This window comes from Phenylobacterium hankyongense, assembly GCF_003254505.1.
In the GTDB taxonomy this organism is placed as follows: domain Bacteria; phylum Pseudomonadota; class Alphaproteobacteria; order Caulobacterales; family Caulobacteraceae; genus Phenylobacterium; species Phenylobacterium hankyongense.
On sequence record NZ_QFYP01000001.1, the window covers coordinates 2,185,017 to 2,205,084 of the forward strand.

Sequence of the window (20,068 nt, forward strand, 5' to 3'; positions counted from 1 at the left end):
GTCACCCGTGATGCTGGGGTCGGATCGATCCGGCGCGCGGCTCGTGGAGACCGCCGTCCCGAGGGGATGGCGATCGGGTTCCGGAGCTTGAGGGCGCGGCGGCCTGCAATTCGCTGAGCAGATGCCGCCGCTCCTCCGGTGTGTTGGCGCCCCGCAGCCTGGGTCGCGCCTGGTCGCTGCAATGGAGCGTACTGAGCCCGGCCGCCTGCACGAGGCGTTTCAGCGCCCAGTTCGCCCGGGCCTCCGCCGGGATGGCGGCGAGCTCGATCACCATCGGCAGCGGGAGGCCGTCATAGGCGGCTCCGGGCCCGCCGGCGTCCATCAGCGGCCGGATGTCGTCGGCGGTCACGGTGGGGGCGTCGACCGCCAGGATCAGCGCGCGGCCGTAGCCTGCGGCGCTCAGCCAGGCGGCCGCCGCCAGGATGCCTCCGCAAGGGCCCTCGCCGGGCCTGGCGTCGAACACCGCCGGAAGGCCATGGTCGGCGCCCGCGGTGAGCACCATCCGAAGTCCCAGGCGTTCGGAAAGCGCCGCCAGCCGGTCGATCGCCGCCGCCCCGTTCCAATCGAGCACCGCCTTGTCGGTCCCCATGCGCGAGGACGCGCCGCCGCAAAGGATCACCGCGGCGACCCGATGGGCTCTCGGCTGACTTGGTCGCATCCCAGACGGACGTGTCGACACCGGTCAAACTCCGCAGCGAGCAGGGGCGCGCTGATAAATTGCGCCCGGCGGCCGTTGGCGTCTACGCCCGCCGGAGCGGGAAGCCCCAGTGCCGCCCCGCCGTCATTCGACGACGGGGCGGCGGCGAGGGACGTGGGAGGCCGCCTCGCCAGGGACCGCGGGGGGCGTGCGGTCAGGAGCGCAGCATCGACCCGCGATCCCCACGGCGGCCCCGCCCGCGCCATACAGTCCTGTAAGTTGCGCGCCCAAAGGACGAACCCGACCATCCTCTGTACGGTGCGTTCAGCGCCACGACCGACAGCGGGGCTGAGCCAGACATGACCACCCGACACCCTCCAAAGCCGGCCGTCCCGGCCAGCCGCTCGGTCGCCATGACCCGCTTTGGCCTGCATGGCGCGACGCAGGACCACCGACGGGTGCCGGAAGAGGTGGCGGTGGCGCTGGTGCATGACGGGTCGACCACGGCGGTGATGATGGCCACGCCGGCCGACATCGAAGACCTCGCCCTCGGCTTCAGCCTTACCGAGGGGATCGTCGCAGAGGCCTCAGAAATCGAGGGCCTCGAGGTGGTCGAAACCGGGATCGGGATCGAAGCCCGGATGTGGCTTGCAAAGCCTCGCGCCACGGCGCTCGCCGCGCGGCGGCGTTACCTGGCGGGACCGACCGGGTGCGGGCTCTGCGGCGTCGACAGCCTGGGGGAGGCCATGCGCCCGATCCCGGCCGTGCCGGACGGCCTCCGCATCTCGCCCGCCGAGATCCACGCGGCGCTCGCGGCTCTGCCGGCGGCCCAGGCGCTCGGCGCGGCCACGCGCGCGGTGCATGCGGCCGCGTGGTGGGGACGCGGCGGCGGGTTCGCCGGCGTGCGCGAGGACGTGGGCCGGCACAATGCGCTGGACAAGCTGGTGGGCGCCCTGGCCGCGGCCGGCCAGGATCGCACCGACGGCGCAGTCTTCCTGACCAGCCGGGTTTCGGTGGAGATGATCCAGAAGGCCGCGGTCATCGGGGCTCAGGTGCTTGTGGCGGTGTCGGCGCCGACGGCCTTGGCGATCCGGACCGCGGAGCAGGCGCGGATGACGCTGGTGGGAGTCGCCCGGCGCGACGGCTTCGAGGTGTTTACGCGCCCCGATCGCGTTTGCTGACTGATCGGCCTGGCGTCGAGCTTGGGACCGGCCGCCGACCCTTATGTTTCCTTGATGCGCGGGGCGGGGTTCCGAATGGAGCCCTTACGTTGAAGCTCGGTAGCTTGCGTCCCTAGCTTGAGGACGGAGCGTCGAATGCTCGACATCATCTACATTCTTGGCGGCGTGGCGATCTTCGGCGTGCTCGCCGGCTACGTCCATGGCCTGAGGCGCATCTGATGCTCGCGGACATCATCTGGGGCGTCGGCGCCCTCGTCATCGGCGGCTACATGATCGTGGCGCTGCTTCGTCCGGAGAAATTCTGATGGATCCGCGTGGCTGGGGCGAGATCGCCCTGACGCTTGCGGTCACGGTCGCCCTGGCCTGGCCGCTCGGCATCTACATGGCGCGCGTCTGGCAAGGCGAGCGGACGTGGCTGGACCCGGTGCTGAAACCGGTGGAGCGGCTGGTCTATGGCGCCTGCGGCGTGAAGCCGGACAAGGGCCAGAACTGGATCGCCTACGCCATGAGCTTCCTGGCGTTCAGCGTCGCCAGCTTCATCGTGCTCTACCTGATCCTGCGGTTCCAGAACCTGCTGCCGCTCAACCCGCAAGGCTTCCCGGGCCTGTCGCCCGACCTGTCGTTCAACACCGCGATCAGCTTCGTCACCAACACCAACTGGCAGTCCTATGTGCCGGAACAGGTGGTCTCGACCTTCTCGCAGATGGCCGGGCTGACCTCGCACAACTTCCTGTCGGCCGCGGCAGGCATCGCGGTGGCCGCCGCCCTGGCGCGGGCCTTCGCCGCCAACCGGGCGGAGAACCTCGGCGACTTCTGGGTCGATCTGACCCGCATCAGCCTCTACGTGCTGCTGCCGTTCTCGCTGGTGCTCGCCGTCGCGTTCGTGGCGCTGGGCGAGCCGCAGACCCTGCTGGCCCATGTCGCCGCCCACACGGTGGAAGGCGGCAAGCAGACCATCGCGCTCTTCCCCGTGGCCTCCCAGGAGGCGATCAAGCAGTTCGGCACCAACGGCGGCGGTCTGTTCAACGCCAACTCGGCGCACCCGTTCGAGAACCCCAACGCGATCACCAACTTGCTGGAGATCGTCGCGATGAACGTGCTGGGCTACGCCTGCGTCGTCGCCTTCGGACGCATCGTGCTCGCCAGGCGTGACGCGCGCGCCCTGGTGGTCGTCATGGCGCTGTTCGTGTTCGGCGCGGCCGCCGTGGTCTACGCCACGGAAACCCAGCCGGCGCCCGCCCTGGTCGCGGCCCACGCCGACGCCTCGGTCAACATGGAAGGCAAGGAGGTCCGCTTCGGCGCCCCCTCGACCGCCATCTGGACGGCGGCCACGACCGGCGCCTCCGACGGCGGGGTCAACGCCATGCATGACAGCCTGATGCCGCTGGGCGGCGGGGTGGCGATGTTCATGATCCAGCTGGGCGAGATCGTCCCCGGCGGCGTCGGCTCCGGCCTCTACGGCATGGTCGTCCTGGCGCTGATCGCGGTCTTCGTGGCGGGCCTGATGGTCGGTCGCACGCCGGAGTACCTCGGCAAGAAGGTCGAGGCCCGCGAGATCAAGTACGCCATGCTGGCGGTGCTGATCCTGCCGCTGTGCATCCTCGGGTTCTCCGGCGTCGCCGCCGTGCTGCCCGTGGCCCTGAAGGGCCTGGCCAACCCCGGCGCCCACGGCCTCTCCGAGATCCTCTACGCCTACTCCTCGGCGACCGGGAACAACGGCTCGGCCTTCGCCGGCCTCAGCGCCAACACCCCCTGGTGGAACACGACGCTGGGCATCTCCATGCTGCTCGGGCGCTTCGCCTACGCCATCCCGGTGCTGGCGATCGCCGGCTCCATGGCGGCCAAGCCGAAGCTCGGCGCTACGGCCGGCACCTTCCCGACCGACGGGCCGCTGTTCATCGGCCTGCTGATCGGGGTGATCCTGATCATGGGCGGCCTGCAGTTCTTCCCCGCCCTCGCCCTCGGCCCGATCGTGGAGCACTTCCAAGCGCTGCACGCCGTGGCTGCGGCTCGCTGAAATCCCCGTTGAAAGCTTTGGGGCTCATCACATGACCATCGCAACCGCACCCCTGGGCGAGCAGCGCCGCAAGGCCGCTACGCTCGTCGCCAGCTTCTCCAGCCCGATCGTGGCGCGCGCCGCCCGCGACTCCTTCGTCAAGCTCGATCCGCGCAAGCTGACCGGCAACCCGGTGATCTTCGCCACCTGGATCGTCGCGGTCCTGGCGACGGTCTCCACGGTGCTGGCCATCAAGGACGGCGCCAGCTGGGGCTTCGCCCTGCAGATCGCGCTGTGGCTCTGGGCCACCGTGCTGTTCGCCAACTTCGCGGAGAGCGTCGCCGAGGGCCGCGGCAAGGCCGCCGCCGACAGCCTGCGCGCCACCCGGGTGACCACCAAGGCCAAGCTGCTCAACGCCGCTGGCGTCGTGGTCCCCACGCCCGCCAACGAGCTGAAGGTCGGGCAGGTGGTGCTCGTCGAGGCCGGCGACGTGGTGCCCTCGGACGGCGAGATCGTCGAGGGCATCGCCTCGGTCAACGAGGCGGCGATCACCGGCGAGAGCGCCCCGGTGATCCGCGAGAGCGGCGGCGACCGCTCCGCCGTCACCGGCGGCACCACCGTGGTCTCCGACTGGCTGAAGGTGCGCATCACCTCCGAGGCCGGCTCGACCTTCCTCGACCGGATGATCGCCATGGTCGAAGGCGCCGACCGCCGCAAGACCCCCAACGAGATCGCGCTCGCCGTCCTGCTGGCCGGCCTCACCCTGATCTTCCTGATCGCGGTGGTGACCCTGCTGGGCCTGGGGACCTACTCGGGGGTGAAGATCGATCCCATGGTGCTGGGCGCGCTGTTCATCTGCCTGATCCCGACGACCATCGGGGGCTTGCTCTCCGCGGTCGGCATCGCCGGCATGGACCGGCTGCTGAAGTTCAACGTGCTCGCCACCTCCGGCCGTGCGGTCGAGGCGGCCGGCGACGTCGACACCCTGCTGCTCGACAAGACCGGCACCATCACCTTCGGCAACCGCATGGCCACCGAACTGATCCCGGCCCCGGGCGTGCGGCCCGAGATGATGCTGCGCGCGACGCTGCTGGCCTCGCTGGGCGACGAGACGCCGGAAGGCCGCTCCATCGTCGAACTGGCCCGCAACCACGGCCTGGTCCTGGAGGCTCCCAAGGGCGCGACGGTGATCCCGTTCAGCGCCACCACGCGGCAGTCCGGTCTCGACGCCGACGGCAGCAAGTGGCGCAAGGGCGCCGTCGACGCCGTGCTCAAGGACGCCGGGCTTGCCGCCAGCCAGGCGCCGGCCGAGTTCACCGCCGCGGTGGACCGGATCGCGCGGTCGGGCGGCACGCCGCTGGCGGTATCCGAGAACGGCATCCTGTTCGGGGTCATTCACCTCAAGGACGTGGTGAAGCCCGGGGTGAAGGAACGCTTCGCGGACCTGCGCCGCATGGGACTGCGCACGGTGATGATCACCGGCGACAACCCGGTGACCGCCGCGGCCATCGCCTCGGAGGCCGGCGTCGACGACTTCCTCGCCGAGGCGACGCCGGAGGACAAGCTGCGGCTGATGCGCGACGAGCAGGGCCGCGGCCGCCTGGTGGCGATGTGCGGCGACGGCGCCAACGATGCGCCGGCCCTCGCCCAGGCCGACGTCGGGGTGGCCATGCAGACCGGCGCCCAGGCCGCCCGCGAGGCCGGCAACATGGTCGATCTCGACTCCGACCCCACCAAGGTCATCGAGATCGTCGAGGTGGGGAAGCAGATGCTGATCACCCGCGGCGCGCTGACCACCTTCTCCATCGCCAACGACGTGGCCAAGTACTTCGCGATCATCCCGGCGCTGTTCGTGCTCACCCTGCCGGCGCTGGGCGCGCTCAACATCATGGGCCTGTCGAGCCCCAAGAGCGCGATCCTGTCGGCGGTGATCTTCAACGCCCTGGTGATCGTGGCCCTGATCCCGCTGGCGCTCCGCGGCGTGAAGTACCGCGCCATCGGGGCCGGCAAGCTGCTGCAGCGCAACCTGCTGATCTACGGGCTCGGCGGCATCGTCGCCCCGTTCGTGGGCATCAAGCTCATCGACATCATCGTCTCCAGCGTGGGGCTGGTGTGATCATCCCGATGCGCCTGCTCGAGCCCGCCCTTTCCCTTACGGCGACCCTTTAGGAGCCCGCCATGTTCGCCCAAATCCGTCCCGCCATCGTCGCCACGCTCTTCTTCACCCTGCTGCTGGGGGTGGGGTATCCGCTGGTCGTCACCGGCATCGCCCACCTGGCCTTTCCCAGGCAGGCCGAAGGCAGCCTGATCCGCGACGCCAAGGGCCAGGTGATCGGCTCGGCGCTGATCGTCCAGAACTTCGCCAAGCCCCAGTACCTGCATCCCCGGCCGTCGGCGGCGGGGACCGACGGCTATGACGCCTCGGGCTCCTCCGGCTCCAACCTCGGTCCGCTGAACCCGGATCTCGCCAAGCGGATCGCCAAGGACACGGCCGGTCTGCAGGGGGAGGGCGCCGGCCCCGTGCCGGCCGATGCGGTGACCACCTCGGGCTCGGGCCTCGACCCCGACATCTCGCCGGCCAACGCCCATCGCCAGGCGGCCCGCGTCGCCGCGGCGCGCGGAGTGCCGGTCGATCAGGTCGAGAAGGTGATCGCCGACTCCACCACCGGGCCGTGGCTGGGCCTCTTCGGCCAGCCGGCCGTCAACGTGCTAAAGGCCAACCTTGCGCTGGACGCGGCGTCCACCCGGCCGACGCCTCCAGCCAGCTGAGCCCGAGAGGCGGGAGCCGCGATGAACGCCGAGGAACCCCGCAGGCCCGATCCGGACGCGCTCCTCGTCGCGGCCAACAAGGCCCGGCGGGGGCGCCTCAAGGTCTTCCTCGGCATGGCGCCGGGCGTCGGCAAGACCTACGAGATGCTGCGCACGGCCCGCCGCCGCAAGGCGGACGGCGAGGACGTGGTGATCGGCGTGGTGGAGAGCCACGGTCGGCGCGAGACCGAGGCCCTACTGCGCGGCCTCGAGGTGCTGCCGCGCGAGCCCATCGAATACAAGGGTCGGGCTCTCATGGAGTTCGACCTCGACGGCGCCCTGGCCCGACGGCCGAAGCTGCTGGTGGTGGACGAGTACGCCCACTCCAACGCGCCCGGCTCGCGCCATCCCAAGCGCTGGCAGGACGTCGAGGAGCTGCTCGGCGCCGGGATCGACGTCTGGACGACGCTCAACGTCCAGCACCTGGAGAGCCTGGTCGACGTCGTGCTGCGGATCACCGGCGTGCGGCAGCGCGAAACGGTGCCGGACTCGGCGCTGTCCCGCGCCGACGACATCGAGCTCGTCGACATCACCCCGGACGAGCTTCGCGAGCGGCTGGCCGACGGCAAGGTCTATGTGCCGGAGACGGCGCGGCTGGCGGCCGACAACTTCTTCAAGCCCGAGAACCTGACGGCGCTGCGCGAACTGGCGCTGCGGCGCATGGCCCAGACGGTCGACGACCAGCTGATCGCCACCATGCGCGAGAAGGGCGTCGAGGGCCCCTGGGCGGCGGGGGAACGCATCGTCGTCCTGGTCGGCGGGGACGCCATGGCCAGCGCCCTGGTGCGCACCGGGCGCCGGCTGTCGGACATGATGATGGACGCGCCCTGGACCGTGGCGCACGTGGAGCGGCCCAACCAGAAACCCCCGTCGTCGGCCGCCCGGGCGCGCCTGCGCGAGGCGCTGAAGCTCGCCGAGCAGCTGGGCGGGTCCACCGTCGTGCTCACCGGCGACGACGTGGTGGCCTCGGTGATGGCCTATGCGCGCCGCAACAACGTCACCCAGATCGTCATCGGCAAGTCGCGCGACAGCCGCCTGCGGGAGCTGATGGGCCGCGCCCTGGCCACCGCCCTCCTGCGGCAGGCCCGCGGCGCCGCCGTTCATGTGGTCACCGAGCGGGGTGACGACGACAAGGACGCGCCGCCGGCGGCCCGGTCGGCCATGAGCGCCGCCGGATGGCGTGGCCACCTCGGCGCGCTCGCCTTCGTGGGCATAGCCGGCGCCCTGGCCGGCCTGCTCGACCGGTTGGCCAACGGGGCCGACCTGGCGATGATCTTCCTGCTCAGCGTCCTGGCGGCCGGCCTGGCCTTCGGCCTGTGGCCGGCGATCACCGCGGCGGCGGTGGCGGCGCTGGTCTACAACTTCTTCTTCCTCAGTCCGCGCCTGTCGTTCGTCATCGGTCATCCCACCGACGTGCTGACCTTCGGGGTCTTCTTCGTCGTCGCCATGACCTCCGGCTGGCTGATCGGCCGGATCCGCGACCAGGCCCGACAGACCTCGAACCGGGCGGCGGCGATCGCCTCCCTGCTGGTCTCCAGCCGCCGGCTTTCGGGATCGGCCACCCGTAAGGACACCGCCCACGCGCTCGCCGAGCAGATCTCCGCGGCGGCCCGCGCCAAGGCGATCGTGCTGGCGCCGCGCGGCGACGAGATCGAGGCGGTGGCGGGCGCCCCCGAGCTCGAAGACCTCGGCGCGGCCGCCATGGCCGCCGCCCGTTGGGCCTGGGAGAAGGGCGAGGCGGCCGGTCACGGGACGGGGACCCTGCCGCAGACCAGCTGGACGTTCTGGCCGCTCCAGGGGGTCCGCGAACGGGTTGGCGTGGCCGGCGTGGAGGCCGACGCCCTGCGGCCCGGCTCCGACGAGGAGAAGCTGGTGCTGGCCCTGCTCGACCAGGGCGCGGTCGCCCTGGAGCGCGCCGACCTGGCCCTCGCCGCCGTGGAGGCCGAGACCCTGCGGCGCTCGGACCGTTTCCGCGCCGCCCTGCTGAACTCCATCAGCCACGACCTGCGCACGCCGCTGTCGACCGTGCTCGGCTCGACCACCACCATGATCGACTACGGGGAGGGGATGCCGGCCGCGACCCGGGCCGACTTGCTGGAGAGCGTTCGCGAGGAGGCCGAGCGGCTCAACCGCTATGTCGGCAACCTGCTGGACATGACGCGGCTGGAAGGCGGGGCGCTGAACATCCGCGAGGACTGGATCGACGTGCGGGATGTCCTGATGGGCGCCGCCGAACGCGTCGCGCGCCGCCTGGGCAAGCGCCATATAGAACGCGACTTCCCCTCGGACCTGCCCCCCGTCAGGCTGGACCCGAACCTGCTTGAGCAGGCGGTGGTCAACATCCTCGAGAACGCCATCGCCTACAGCCCCGACGACACCGCGATCGAGCTCGCCGCCTACGAGGACCGCAACAATGTGGTGATCAGCATCGAAGACGAGGGCAAGGGCATCCCGACCGCGGAGCTCGAGCGGGTGTTCGAGAAGTTCCGGCGCATGGAAGAGCCCACCGACCGCACCAAGGGCGCGGGCCTGGGCCTGTCCATTTCCAAGGGCTTCATCGAGGCCATGGGAGGACGCATCGCCGCCGCCAGCCCGATCCATGGCGACCACGGCACGCGCGTGCTGATCAGCCTGCCTAAACCGCCGCCAAGGACCGAAGTCACCCCATGAGTGCGCATCACCCCCGCGTCCTGGTCATCGACGACGAGGCCCAGATCCACCGCTTCCTGCGCGCCGCGCTGGAAGCCGCCGGGTTCGAGCCGCTGCGCGCCGACACCGGCGCCGAGGGCCTGCGCGAGATCGCGCGCGCCGCGCCCGACGCCGTGGTGCTCGACCTCGGCCTGCCGGACATGGACGGACGGCAGGTGCTGATCAAGGCGCGGGAATTCTACCACGAGCCGATCATCATCCTCTCGGCGCGCGACCGGGAGACCGAGAAGATCGAGGCGCTGGACGCCGGCGCCAACGACTACGTCGAAAAGCCGTTCGGCGTCGGGGAGCTGCTCGCCCGGCTGCGCGCGGCCCTGCGCCAGCGGTCGCACGCCAGCGAGCCGCCGCCGCCGATCGTGAAATCGGGGCCGCTGACCATCGACTTCCCCAGGCGCCTGGTCACCCGCGGCGAGGAGCTCGTGCACCTGTCGCCCAAGGAGTACGACCTGCTGGCCAAGCTGGCGCAGAACGCCGGCAAGGTGGTTCAGCACCGCGACCTGCTGATCTCGATCTGGGGGCCGGCGCATGCCGAGGACACCCAGTACCTGCGGGTGTTCATCGGCCAGCTGCGCCAGAAGATCGAAGGCGACCCCGCCGAGCCGCAGATCATCATGACCGAGCCGGGCGTCGGCTACCGGTTCGTGACCGACGACATGCTGCGGATCGCGCCACAGGCGTGAGGCGCCCGCGTTGAAGACCGCGGCTCGACCTAGGGCCGCTTGCGCCCGCCGGGCTCACTGGCGGCGGCGGCCAGATAGGCGGCCACCAGCTCGACATGTCGGTCGGGGACGTCGGGCCGGCCCTCCGCGCGGCCGGTGAGCTTCACGCCCAGCACCAGGCGATGGTTCGCCGGCACCTGCACGGGCCAGAAGTCGAAGTCGGCCTGATCGAAGGGATAGGTCTCGGCGCGCGTCGGCTTGTCGTTGGCAAGCGCCCACTGGGCGGCCTCCTGGTCCGCGGCGGAGAGGTTGGCGTCGCCGCTGGCGGCGGCGGGCGCGAGCTTGCCGTCCCGCTCGGCCAGGACGACCGCCGGGGCGTCGAAGATCCGGCCCAGCGCATCGGCGGCGGTCTTGATCAGCGCCGCGTGCGGCTGGGAGTCGATGATTCCATGCGCCAGGGCGTGCAGGGCTTCGGCCTGTTGCGCGGCGCGACGCGCGGCCAGCGCCCGTCCGCGCGATTGCGCCCCGACGGTGCTCGCAATGGCGGCGACTAGGAGCAGCAGGAATAGCGCCCAGATATCCGTCGGGCTGGCGACCGCGAAGGTCATCCGCGGTTCGACGAAGAGGAAGTCGAACACGGCGACGCCGACCAGCGCCGCGACCAGCGCCGGCCCCCAGCCGAAGCTCAGGGCGGCGACGATCACCGGCAGCACGAAGACCAGCGAGAGGTTGGGCGTGGCGACGATGTGGTCGACCACGAAGGCCACGACGCTGGCGGCGGCGACCAGCAGCAGGCTCAGGGCGTAGCCGAGCGCCGGCGTGCGTCGCGCCGGGCGTCCGAGGGTCGCGTCGCGACCTTCCAGTTCGGGCGGTGAGGAAGGGAACGCAATGTCGCTGGCCATGGGACGCTCCGGTGTGGCCGAGGGGAGCCGCCCTGATACGCCCCTGCGCATAAAGGATCGATGTGGATTGCGGGCTGGCCGGCCCGGTCCTGCCGGTGGCCCTATCGCCGCCGTCTCCGCATTTCGGCCGCCCAAATGCGTCGCGCCCTGTGCCCCAGCGCTTCGGTGGTGCGGAACATGCTCCAGGCCAGCCAGCTACGGCGCCGGCCGAGCAGTCGCCTGGCGGTTTCGTTCAGGGTCTGGGCGAGTTGGAGGAGCAACGTCGCCTTCTGCGCCGCGGCCCGGCGCTGAGCCTCATCGACGCCAGCGGCGATCCTCCTCAGCATCGATGATCGTCCGCGACAGATGGGTGGCGACGTATCCCCCCAGGGGGGATGTGCGGTGCTTGACCTATCCTCCCCGGGGGATATGTCAATCGTCATGGCTCATGTCGTCCATCGGACCCACCCAGACATCGTCAAACGCCTGAAGCGCGCCGAAGGCCACCTGCGCAACGTCATCGGCATGATGGAATCCGGCCGTCCGTGCCCGGACGTGGCTCAGCAGCTGCACGCCGTCGAACGCGCCGTCGCCGCGGCCAAACGGACCCTGGTCCACGACCACATCGACCACTGCCTCGCCCATGCGATCGAGGACGAGCCGCGCGACGCGCAGCGCACGATCGACGAGTTCAAAGAGATCACCAAATACCTCTAGCTTGACCAGATCGGGCGGTTGCGCCGCCTGAGGCGACGAACGCCTTGACAGGCGGCGCCGGGAGGATCATTCCGCCGCCTGCCGCCCATCCTCCCCTGGGGGATGGTTGGCCCCACCGGAACCCCAGCCCATGCCAAGCGACAGTAGCAGTCGATCTAACGCGCCGCTGAGGGCGTCCCGCTAGGGCCTGGCTCCAGGCTCGACCCGTGACGGCCTTCGCGGCGTCTCACGAGGTGAGCCATGGTATTTCTCTCCGGCGACCGCCCTGGGGCGCGTCCGCTCGCGCGCTTCCTGCACGCCGGCGTCGCCCCGTCCTGGGCCGATCTCGTCGCCTTCCTGCTGCTGGCCGCGACCGCCGTGCTGATCGTGCACGGGGCCGGCGAGATGAGCGAGCCCCTGGCGCAGCTGCGCACCACGCCGGTCACGCTCGATCCAAGGCGCCTGCCGGAATACGCCCTGCTCACGACGCTGCGGATGTTCGCCGCGCTCGGAGCGTCGCTGCTGTTCACCTTCACGGTCGCCACCCTGGCCGCCAAGAACCGCAAGGCCGAGCTCGTGGTCGTGCCGGCGCTCGACATCCTGCAGTCGGTGCCGATCCTCGGGTTCCTGACCTTCACGGTCACCTTCTTCATGGGCCTGTTTCCCGGCCGCCAGCTGGGCGTCGAATGCGCGGCGATCTTCGCGATCTTCACCAGCCAGGCCTGGAACATGGCCTTCAGCTTCTACCAGTCGCTGCGGACCATCCCGAGCGACCTGGACGAGGTGAGCCGCCAGTTCGGGTTCTCCCCCTGGCGCCGGTTCGTGCGGCTGGAGCTGCCGTTCGCGACCCCCGGCCTGGTTTGGAACGTCATGATGTCGATGTCGGGCGGCTGGTTCTTCGTCGTGGCGTCCGAAGCCATCACGGTGGGCAAGACCACCATCGCCCTGCCGGGGATCGGATCGTGGCTGGCGCTGGCGATTGCGCGCCAGGACATGCGGGCGGTGGCGGTCGGCGTCGGGGCCATGGCGGTGGTGATCCTGCTCTACGACCAGCTGGTGTTCCGCCCGATCGTCGCCTGGGCGGACAAGTTCCGGTTCGAGCAGACCGCCTCGCAGGACCGCCCGGGCTCCTGGGTCTACGACCTCGTCCGCCGCGTGCGCTGGCTGCGGATCGCGGTGGCGCCGCTCAGCTGGCCGGCGAAGGTCCTGGCGGCCGTCGACTGGCGGCCCCCCGGATTTCGGTTGCAGCCGATCCGGCTGGGCCCGGCCGCCACGCGGGCCATCGACCGCCTGTGGCTGGGCGTCGCCGGCGCCGCAGCCCTCGCCGCGATCTGGTTCCTGTGGACCTTCGTCAGTCGGACGCTGAACTGGCATGACGTGCTCGTCGCCTTCGGCCTCGGCCTGGCGACGCTCACGCGCGTCGTGGTGCTGATCGCGCTGACCAGCCTCGTGTGGACGCCGATCGGGGTCTGGATCGGCCTGCGGCCCGCCTGGGCGCAGCGCCTGCAACCCGTCGCCCAGTTCCTCGCGGCCTTCCCGGCCAACGTGCTCTTTCCCTTCGTGGTGGTGGCGATCGTCGCCCTGCGCGCCGATCCCAACATCTGGCTGTCGCCGCTGATGGTGCTGGGGACCCAGTGGTACATCCTGTTCAACGTCATCGCCGGGGCCAGCGCCATTCCGAGCGACCTGAAGGAGGCCGCCGGCATCTTCGGCATGCGCGGCTGGCAGTGGTGGCGGCAGGTCGCCCTGCCGGGGATCTTCCCCTACTACGTGACCGGCGCCGTCACCGCCTCGGGCGGGTCCTGGAACGCCAGCATCGTCGCCGAGGCCGTGACCTGGGGCGACAAGCACCTCGAGGCCGCCGGGCTCGGCGCCTACATCGCCAAGGCCACCGCCGCCGGCGACTATGGCCGCGTGGCGCTGGGCGTCGCGGTCATGTCGATCTTCGTCATCGCCTTCAACCGCGTCCTCTGGCGACCGATGTACCGGTTCGCCGAGCGCCGCCTGCGTCTCGACTAGGGGAGGCTCCCATGGCCGCCATCGACGATCGCCACCTGCTGGACGTGAGGAACGTCCGCCACCTCTACGGCAAGCCCGGCGGCGGCGGGCAGCTGGTGCTCGACGACGTGGACCTGACGCTGTTCGACAACGAGATCGTCGGCCTGCTGGGCCGCTCGGGCTCGGGCAAGTCGACCCTGCTGCGCTCCATCGCCGGCCTGATCCAGCCGACGTCCGGGGAGATCACCTTCCCGCGCGCGAACGCGGCGTCGCCGACGCGGGTGAGCATGGTCTTCCAGAGCTTCGCCCTGTTCCCGTGGCTGACGGTGCAGCAGAACGTGGAGGTAGGCCTGGAGGCCAGGCGTGTGGCGCCGGACGTTCGCCGCCGCCGGGGGCTGGCGGCCATCGACCTGATCGGCCTCGACGGCTTCGAGAACGCCTACCCGAAAGAGCTGTCGGGCGGCATGCGCCAGCGGGTCGGCCTGGCCCGGGCGCTGGTGGTCGACCCGACCATCCTGTTGATGGACGAGCCGTTCTCCGCCCTCGACGTGCTCACCGCCGAGACCCTGCGCACCGATCTCCTCGACCTCTGGGGCGAGGGCCGCATGGGGATCCAGTCGATCCTGATGGTCACCCACAACATCGAGGAGGCGGTGCTGATGTGCGACCGCATCCTGGTGTTCTCCTCCAACCCCGGCCGCATCGTCGCCGAGATCAAGGTCGACCTGCCGCAACCGCGCAACCGCCAGAACCCGGCCTTCCGCGCGCTGGTGGACGACATCTACGCGCGGATGACGCAGCGTGGCTCGGCCGGCGAGCGGCGCGGCGACGGGGTTTTCCCCGGCATGGGCATCGGCATGGTGCTGCCGCGGGTCTCCACCAACATCCTGGCCGGGCTGATGGAGACGGTCAGCGCGCCGCCCTTCGACGGCGAGGCGCATCTGCCGGACCTGGCCGAGGCGCTTCACTACGAGGCTGACGAGCTGTTCCCGATCGCCGAGACCCTGCAGCTCCTGCGGTTCGCTGAGCTGGGAGGCGGCGACCTGAAGCTGACCGCCGAGGCGCGGCGCTACGCCGAGGCCGACGTCGACGCCCGCAAGCAGCTCTTCGCCCAACACCTGATCGCCTACGTGCCGCTGGCCCGGCACATCCGCCGCGTGCTCGACGAACGTGCGTCGCACCAGGCGCCCGCCCGCCGCTTCCGCGACGAGCTGGAGGACCTGATGTCGCCGGAAGACGCCGAACAGACCCTCAAGGGCGTCACCAACTGGGCGCGGTATGCCGAGGCCTTCGCCTACGACGAGGGCGCGGACCTGTTCACGCTCGACGATCCGAGCTGAGGCACGGTCGAGGTCCGGGGTTTCGCAAACAAGTATCTATTGACACTAGTTTGGCCCGCCAGATAGTCTCAATTGAAACTAGATAGGCGCATCAACCGTGCGGGCTGGCCAAGGCCGAGCCGCCGGGAGTGGGACGGACAATGAAGCTGGCTTCGCTGAAATCGGGTCGCGATGGCCGCCTGGTGGTGGTTTCCGACGACCTTCGACTTTGCGCCGACGCCTCGGCGATCGCCCCGACCCTGCAGGCCGCACTGGACGACTGGTCGGCCGTCGAGCCCTGGCTGCGGGAAATGTCCGCCAAGGTCGAGACTGGATATGCCGCCGTCCAGCCGTTCCAGGAGGCGGATACGGTGAGCCCCCTGCCGCGGGCGTTCCAGTGGGCGGACGGCTCGGCCTATGTGAACCATGTGGAGCTGGTGCGGCGCGCGCGCGGGGCGACCATGCCGGACAGCTTCTGGACCGATCCGCTGATGTACCAGGGGGCCTCCGACGGCTTTCTCGCGCCGCATGAGCCGATCCCGCTGGCGGACGAGGCCTGGGGGGCGGACTTCGAAGCCGAGATCGCGGTGATCGTCGATGAGGTGCCGCTGGGCGCCAGCCGCGAGGAGGCGCTGGCCGCCATCCGTCTGGTGACCCTGGTCAACGACGTCTCGCTGAGGGGGCTGATCCCCGCCGAACTGGGCAAGGGCTTCGGCTTCCTGCAGTCGAAGCCCGCCAGCGCCTTCGCGCCGGTGGCGGTGACGCCGGATGCGCTCGGCGCGGCCTGGAAAGACGGCAAGCTGCACGGCGCCCTGCGGGTGACGCTGAACGGGCGGCCCTTCGGCCAGGCGGACGCCGGAGTCGATATGACCTTCGACTTCGGGACGCTGATCGCCCACGTCGCCAAGACCCGGAGCCTGTGCGCCGGCAGCATCATCGGCTCGGGCACCGTCTCCAACCGGGACGCCGACGGCGGCCCCGGCCGCCCGGTGGCGGAAGGCGGCCTGGGCTACTCCTGCATCGCCGAAGTGCGGATGGTCGAGACCATCCTTCGCGGAGGACCGGAGACGCCCTTCCTGCAGGTCGGCGATCGGGTGGGGATCGAGATGCGCGACGCAGACGGCAAGTCGATCTTTGGCGCCATCCAGCAGACCGTGGTCGGAGAGCGCCATGCGGCTGCGGCTGCATAGCTACTGGCGATCGACCGCGTCCTATCGCGTCCGGATCGCGCTGAACCTGAAGGGTGTGGACTACGACACCCGGACGGTGGATCTGCGCACCGGGGCGCAGCGCGACCCGGCCTTCCTTGAGTTCAACCCCGAAGGGCTGGTGCCGGTGCTCGAGGCTGACGGCCGGACGCTCACCCAGAGCCTGGCGATCCTCGAATGGCTCGACGAGGAGGCGCCGCAACCGCCACTGCTGCCGCGTGATCCTTTCGCCCGCGCCCAGGTCCGGGCGGTGGCGGACATCATCTGCTGCGACATCCACCCGCTGAACAACCTGCGCGTCCAGACCTGGCTGCGCGACGTCAACGGCGCGCCGGAGGGCCAGCTCACGGCCTGGACCCATGAGTGGATCGGGCGCGGATTCGCCGCCGTCGAGCCGCGGCTGGAAGCGGGCGACTGGTGCTTCGCGGACGCGCCTGGTCTTGCCGACTGCTGCCTCGTGCCGCAGATCTATTCAGCGGTCCGTTTCGGCGTCGACCTCAGCCCGTTCCCGAAGATCCGGCGCGTCGCGGACGCCGCCGCCGGGCATCCGGCCTTCATCGCCGCCCACCCCGACCGTCAGCCCGACGCGGACCGACCCGCGCCGTAAGCGACGCATTCAGCGGCTGAAATGCGCCTGGCATGGGCCGCTGTCCGAGCCCGCTGGCGGGGGCTGAGTCGCCGGCCGCGACCCTCGCGGCCCAGACGTGAGCCGGCGCGCGATGGGACCGCGGACGCCGCGCGACGCGTTGCGCTCGGAAGATCGAATTCGTCACAATTCAAAGCTACCACTGCAACGTGCAAGTTCACGGTGGCGTGAATATAAGTATTGTCTGCATAATTCGGATTTATATGGAAACACTTTGATATAAACCGGCATAATCATAAATATATTTCCTCTGAAGTAGTGTGACGATATTGAGGCATGGCTTGATGCAGTTCGACCGGTTCGGACGCATCCAAGGGGCCGCCTCCGCGCCGCCCCATAAAAAAACACGTGACCCAAAGGGGGAGGCGATGATCACCAAATTGATGACCGCACTGTGCGGCGGCGTAAGCGTTCTGGCCCTGGCGTCGCCGGCGCTGGCGCAGCAGGTCAACGCGGCGGCCGACGCCCCCGTGAGCGCCAGCGCGGCGCCTGCGGAGCTCGAAGCGGTGGTGGTCACCGGCTCGCGCATCCGCAACGGCTTCGCGGCTCCGACCCCGGTCACCGTGGCCACGGTCGACCAGCTGCTGCAGACCACCCCGTCGAACATTCCCGAGGCCCTGAACAAGCTGCCGCAGTTCGCCGGCTCGACCACCAGCGTGGGCTCCGGCAACGGCGCCGGCAGCGGCGCGTCGAACATCTTCAGCGGCAACTTCCTGAACCTGCGCTCGTTCGGCGCCATCCGCACCCTGATCCTGATGGACGGGCGCCGCGTGCCGGCGACGACGCTCAACGGCCAGGTCGACACCAACACGCTGCCGCAGATGCTGGTGCAGCGCGTCGACGTCGTCACCGGCGGCGCCTCGGCCGTCTACGGCTCGGACGCCGTGACCGGCGTGGTGAACTTCGTACTCGACACCCACTTCACCGGCCTGAAGGCGCAGGCCCAGACCGGCGTCTCGGACCGCCAGGACGGGGGGTCTCTGAAACTTGGCGTCGCCGGCGGCGCGGACGTCTTCGACCGCGGACACGTGATCTGGAGCGCCGAGCACTACCAGAACGCCGGCATCAAATCGCACGAGGATCGCAGCTACGGCACGCAGGTCCCTGTCTACACCGGGGGCGGCACCGCCGCGAACCCGTACGTGCTGACCTATGACGCCCGCCTGTCCGGCGCATCCTATGGCGGCCTGGCGACCAGCGGCCCGTTCGCCGGCCAGCAGTTCCTCTCCGACGGGACGCTCGCGCCCTTCAACAAGGGCGTGGCCACCAAGACCAACGGCATCGCGGTCGGCGGCGACGGCGCCTACTACACCGGCCTGAACCTGGTTCCGAACCTGCGGACCGACCAGGGATTTGGCCGCTTCGAGTACGACTTCAGCGACACCACCAAGGGGTATATCCAGGTCAGCGGGACGGAATCGCGCACCTCCAACCTGCGCAACTCGAACGCGCCGCCGAACTCGCTGACGATCTACAGCGGCAATGCGTTCCTGACGCCTTCGGAGCAGGCGACGCTGACCGGCGCCCGGGCGGCCAGCTTCAACATGAGCCGCCTCAATCGCGACCTGGCGCTCGACGCGACCGTGGACCAGACCACCACGGCGATCAACGTCACCACCGGCCTGACGGGCACCCTTCGCGACAAGTACATCTGGGACGTCTACTACACGCACGGCGAAGCCCGCGTCCGGTCGGACCTTCAGAACAACATCAACTATCCGCGGCTCTACGCCGCCCTCGACGCCGTGAAGGATTCCAGCGGCGCCACCGTCTGCCGCGTCACCATCACCAACCCGGGCCTCTATCCCGGGTGCGTGCCGATCGACCTGTTCGGGAACAACAGCGCGAGCGCGGCGGCCAAGGCGTACATCTACGGCGAGACGCAGTGGCAGGCGGTCAACAAGGTCGACGATTTCAGCGCCACCATCTCAGGCGAGGTCTTCCGCAACTGGGCGGGACCCGTGTCGGCGGCCCTGAACTATGAGTACCGCTCGCAGAGCCTGGTGGAGACCACCAACGCCGCCCCAGTGGTCGCGGGGGACCCTTCGCTTACGTCGAGCTTCACTGGCATCCGCATGGGCGCCGTGCCCACCTCGATCTGGGCCTACGCGACCCAGGGGCCGATGAGCGGCGGCAACAATGTGTGGGAAATCGCCGGCGAAACCGTCTTCCCGCTGCTGAACGGCGTGCCGTTCGCCGACAAGCTCGAACTCAACGCCGCGGCCCGCTACACGGAGTACAGCTCCAGCGGCCCGGCCACGACCTGGAAGGTCGGCCTGAACTACCAGCCGTTCCACGACCTGCGCTTCCGGCTGACCGAGTCGCGCGACATCCGCGCGCCGACGCTGGCCGACCTCTATTCCGGCCGGACCATCGCGTTCCTGAACGTCAACGATCCCCACACCGGCGTTAACGGGGTGGTCGCCGTCCAGGGCGGCGGCAATCCCAACCTGGTTCCGGAAGTCGCGCGCACCTCGACGGCGGGCGTGGTCTACACGCCGGCCTTTATCCCGCGGTTCTCGATCTCGCTGGACTACTACAATATCGAGATCCGTGACGCGATCGGCACGATCAACGGCTCCAACACCGCCATCCTGCAGGAATGCGAAGCGTCCGGCGGCGCCTCGCCGCTGTGCGCGACCGTTGTCCGGCCCAACCCGTTCAGCGACCACTCGGCGGCCAACTTCCCGACGCTGGTCTACAACTACAGCCAGAACATCGCCCAGACCTACACGCACGGGATCGACGCCGAGGCGAGCTACGACTTCGAGCTCTCCTCGATCGCCGCCAGCCTGCCGGGCAAGGTGGACCTGCGGCTGCTCTACGCCTACCAGCCGGTGCTGAAGAGCCGCTCCTACCCGACCTCGCAGCTGACCAACGCGGCCGGCGTGGCAGGGCTCTCGGCGACCCGCATCACCGGCATGTTCGGCTACACCAACGGGCCGTTCTCCGTGGATTGGCAGCTGCGCTACCTGAGCAAGCAGAACCGGAGCGGCAACCCGCTGCAGATCTATGCGGATCCGGCGCTGCCGGCGATCTTCTACAGCGACGTGAACGTGGCCTACCGGTTCATCGTGGCCGGGCACGACACCCACGCCTTCTTCACGGTCACCAACCTGTTCGACCAGGCGCCGCGGATTTCGCCCTCCACCACCTTCGCCGGCATCCCGGGCTTCGGCACGCCGAGCGTGGTCGGCGACGACGTCATGGGCCGTTACTTCACGGTCGGGGTGCGGCTCCGGTACTGATCCCTCAGCGCCCTGCCGCCGGACGCCCCGGCGGCAGGGCGATCGGGCCGAACGAAACGAAGCGCCGGGGCGAGCGATCGCC

At 70.0% G+C, this 20,068-nt stretch carries 15 protein-coding genes; 13 read left to right on the plus strand and 2 right to left on the minus strand.

What is annotated here, in order from left to right; genetic code table 11:
- Window position 1: 1 nt before the first annotated feature.
- Window positions 2-658, minus strand: a complete 657-nt coding sequence (gene mobA / locus DJ021_RS10635) for a molybdenum cofactor guanylyltransferase (protein ID WP_111457518.1) — start codon at window positions 656-658, stop codon at window positions 2-4.
- A gap of 338 nt (window positions 659-996) precedes the next feature.
- Between mobA and fdhD the strand changes: the two genes are divergently transcribed.
- From fdhD to DJ021_RS10670, 7 genes are all read left to right on the plus strand, one after another.
- A complete protein-coding gene (gene fdhD / locus DJ021_RS10640) occupies window positions 997-1,818 on the plus strand; it encodes a formate dehydrogenase accessory sulfurtransferase FdhD (RefSeq protein ID WP_111457519.1) in 822 nt (273 codons plus the stop codon).
- Window positions 1,819-2,036: 218 nt separating this feature from the next.
- Window positions 2,037-2,123, plus strand: coding sequence for a potassium-transporting ATPase subunit F (locus DJ021_RS19325; RefSeq protein WP_111457520.1), 87 nt, complete (start codon window positions 2,037-2,039; stop codon window positions 2,121-2,123).
- Window positions 2,123-3,835: a potassium-transporting ATPase subunit KdpA gene (gene kdpA, locus DJ021_RS10650; RefSeq protein WP_111457521.1), complete on the plus strand. Its 1,713-nt coding sequence runs from the start codon at window positions 2,123-2,125 to the stop codon at window positions 3,833-3,835. Before DJ021_RS19325 ends, kdpA begins: the two co-directional genes overlap by 1 nt.
- A gap of 31 nt (window positions 3,836-3,866) precedes the next feature.
- Window positions 3,867-5,930 carry a potassium-transporting ATPase subunit KdpB gene (gene kdpB, locus DJ021_RS10655; protein WP_111457522.1) on the plus strand — a complete coding sequence of 688 codons (2,064 nt, stop codon included), beginning with the start codon at window positions 3,867-3,869 and terminating at the stop codon, window positions 5,928-5,930.
- 62 nt (window positions 5,931-5,992) lie between these two features.
- A complete protein-coding gene (gene kdpC, locus DJ021_RS10660) occupies window positions 5,993-6,583 on the plus strand; it encodes a potassium-transporting ATPase subunit KdpC (protein ID WP_111457523.1) in 591 nt (196 codons plus the stop codon).
- Between the two features lie 21 nt (window positions 6,584-6,604).
- Window positions 6,605-9,292 (plus strand): sensor histidine kinase, encoded by a 2,688-nt coding sequence (locus tag DJ021_RS10665; protein WP_111457524.1) that lies wholly within the window; start codon window positions 6,605-6,607, stop codon window positions 9,290-9,292.
- Window positions 9,289-10,011: a response regulator gene (locus tag DJ021_RS10670; protein ID WP_111457525.1), complete on the plus strand. Its 723-nt coding sequence runs from the start codon at window positions 9,289-9,291 to the stop codon at window positions 10,009-10,011. Before DJ021_RS10665 ends, DJ021_RS10670 begins: the two co-directional genes overlap by 4 nt.
- A 29-nt stretch (window positions 10,012-10,040) precedes the next feature.
- Here the strand turns inward: DJ021_RS10670 and DJ021_RS10675 are convergent, their stop codons facing one another.
- Window positions 10,041-10,892 carry a DUF4118 domain-containing protein gene (locus DJ021_RS10675; RefSeq protein WP_165837180.1) on the minus strand — a complete coding sequence of 284 codons (852 nt, stop codon included), beginning with the start codon at window positions 10,890-10,892 and terminating at the stop codon, window positions 10,041-10,043.
- Window positions 10,893-11,312: 420 nt separating this feature from the next.
- On the opposite strand from DJ021_RS10675, the gene DJ021_RS10685 reads away from it, so the two are divergent.
- From DJ021_RS10685 to DJ021_RS10710, 6 genes are all read left to right on the plus strand, one after another.
- Complete coding sequence (locus tag DJ021_RS10685; RefSeq protein ID WP_111457528.1) at window positions 11,313-11,588, plus strand: metal-sensing transcriptional repressor; 276 nt, start codon at window positions 11,313-11,315, stop codon at window positions 11,586-11,588.
- Between the two features lie 240 nt (window positions 11,589-11,828).
- Complete coding sequence (locus tag DJ021_RS10690) at window positions 11,829-13,586, plus strand: ABC transporter permease (RefSeq protein WP_111457529.1); 1,758 nt, start codon at window positions 11,829-11,831, stop codon at window positions 13,584-13,586.
- Window positions 13,587-13,597: 11 nt separating this feature from the next.
- On the plus strand, window positions 13,598-14,905 hold the full coding sequence (locus DJ021_RS10695; protein ID WP_111457530.1) for an ABC transporter ATP-binding protein: 1,308 nt from the start codon (window positions 13,598-13,600) through the stop codon (window positions 14,903-14,905).
- A 140-nt stretch (window positions 14,906-15,045) separates the two neighbouring features.
- Window positions 15,046-16,074, plus strand: a complete 1,029-nt coding sequence (locus DJ021_RS10700; RefSeq protein ID WP_111457531.1) for a fumarylacetoacetate hydrolase family protein — start codon at window positions 15,046-15,048, stop codon at window positions 16,072-16,074.
- The gene (gene maiA, locus DJ021_RS10705; RefSeq protein WP_111457532.1) at window positions 16,055-16,699 is read left to right on the plus strand and encodes a maleylacetoacetate isomerase; all 645 of its coding nucleotides are present in this window, start codon (window positions 16,055-16,057) and stop codon (window positions 16,697-16,699) included. The genes DJ021_RS10700 and maiA overlap by 20 nt, the downstream gene beginning before the upstream one ends.
- Window positions 16,700-17,106: 407 nt before the next feature.
- Complete coding sequence (locus DJ021_RS10710; RefSeq protein WP_165837181.1) at window positions 17,107-19,986, plus strand: TonB-dependent receptor domain-containing protein; 2,880 nt, start codon at window positions 17,107-17,109, stop codon at window positions 19,984-19,986.
- Window positions 19,987-20,068 lie beyond the last annotated feature (82 nt).

What these genes read in the sequence shown, in the direction of transcription:
- DJ021_RS10685 (WP_111457528.1), top strand. Translation starts at nt 11,313, where the DNA reads ATGGCTCATGTCGTCCATCGGACCCACCCAGACATCGTCAAACGCCTG.
- DJ021_RS10690 (WP_111457529.1), top strand. Translation starts at nt 11,829, where the DNA reads ATGGTATTTCTCTCCGGCGACCGCCCTGGGGCGCGTCCGCTCGCGCGC.
- mobA (WP_111457518.1), bottom strand. Translation starts at nt 658, where the DNA reads ATGCGACCAAGTCAGCCGAGAGCCCATCGGGTCGCCGCGGTGATCCTT.
- fdhD (WP_111457519.1), top strand. Translation starts at nt 997, where the DNA reads ATGACCACCCGACACCCTCCAAAGCCGGCCGTCCCGGCCAGCCGCTCG.
- DJ021_RS10700 (WP_111457531.1), top strand. Translation starts at nt 15,046, where the DNA reads ATGAAGCTGGCTTCGCTGAAATCGGGTCGCGATGGCCGCCTGGTGGTG.
- DJ021_RS10670 (WP_111457525.1), top strand. Translation starts at nt 9,289, where the DNA reads ATGAGTGCGCATCACCCCCGCGTCCTGGTCATCGACGACGAGGCCCAG.
- DJ021_RS10665 (WP_111457524.1), top strand. Translation starts at nt 6,605, where the DNA reads ATGAACGCCGAGGAACCCCGCAGGCCCGATCCGGACGCGCTCCTCGTC.
- DJ021_RS10710 (WP_165837181.1), top strand. Translation starts at nt 17,107, where the DNA reads ATGATCACCAAATTGATGACCGCACTGTGCGGCGGCGTAAGCGTTCTG.
- DJ021_RS10695 (WP_111457530.1), top strand. Translation starts at nt 13,598, where the DNA reads ATGGCCGCCATCGACGATCGCCACCTGCTGGACGTGAGGAACGTCCGC.
- DJ021_RS19325 (WP_111457520.1), top strand. Translation starts at nt 2,037, where the DNA reads ATGCTCGCGGACATCATCTGGGGCGTCGGCGCCCTCGTCATCGGCGGC.
- DJ021_RS10675 (WP_165837180.1), bottom strand. Translation starts at nt 10,892, where the DNA reads ATGGCCAGCGACATTGCGTTCCCTTCCTCACCGCCCGAACTGGAAGGT.
- maiA (WP_111457532.1), top strand. Translation starts at nt 16,055, where the DNA reads ATGCGGCTGCGGCTGCATAGCTACTGGCGATCGACCGCGTCCTATCGC.
- kdpA (WP_111457521.1), top strand. Translation starts at nt 2,123, where the DNA reads ATGGATCCGCGTGGCTGGGGCGAGATCGCCCTGACGCTTGCGGTCACG.
- kdpB (WP_111457522.1), top strand. Translation starts at nt 3,867, where the DNA reads ATGACCATCGCAACCGCACCCCTGGGCGAGCAGCGCCGCAAGGCCGCT.
- kdpC (WP_111457523.1), top strand. Translation starts at nt 5,993, where the DNA reads ATGTTCGCCCAAATCCGTCCCGCCATCGTCGCCACGCTCTTCTTCACC.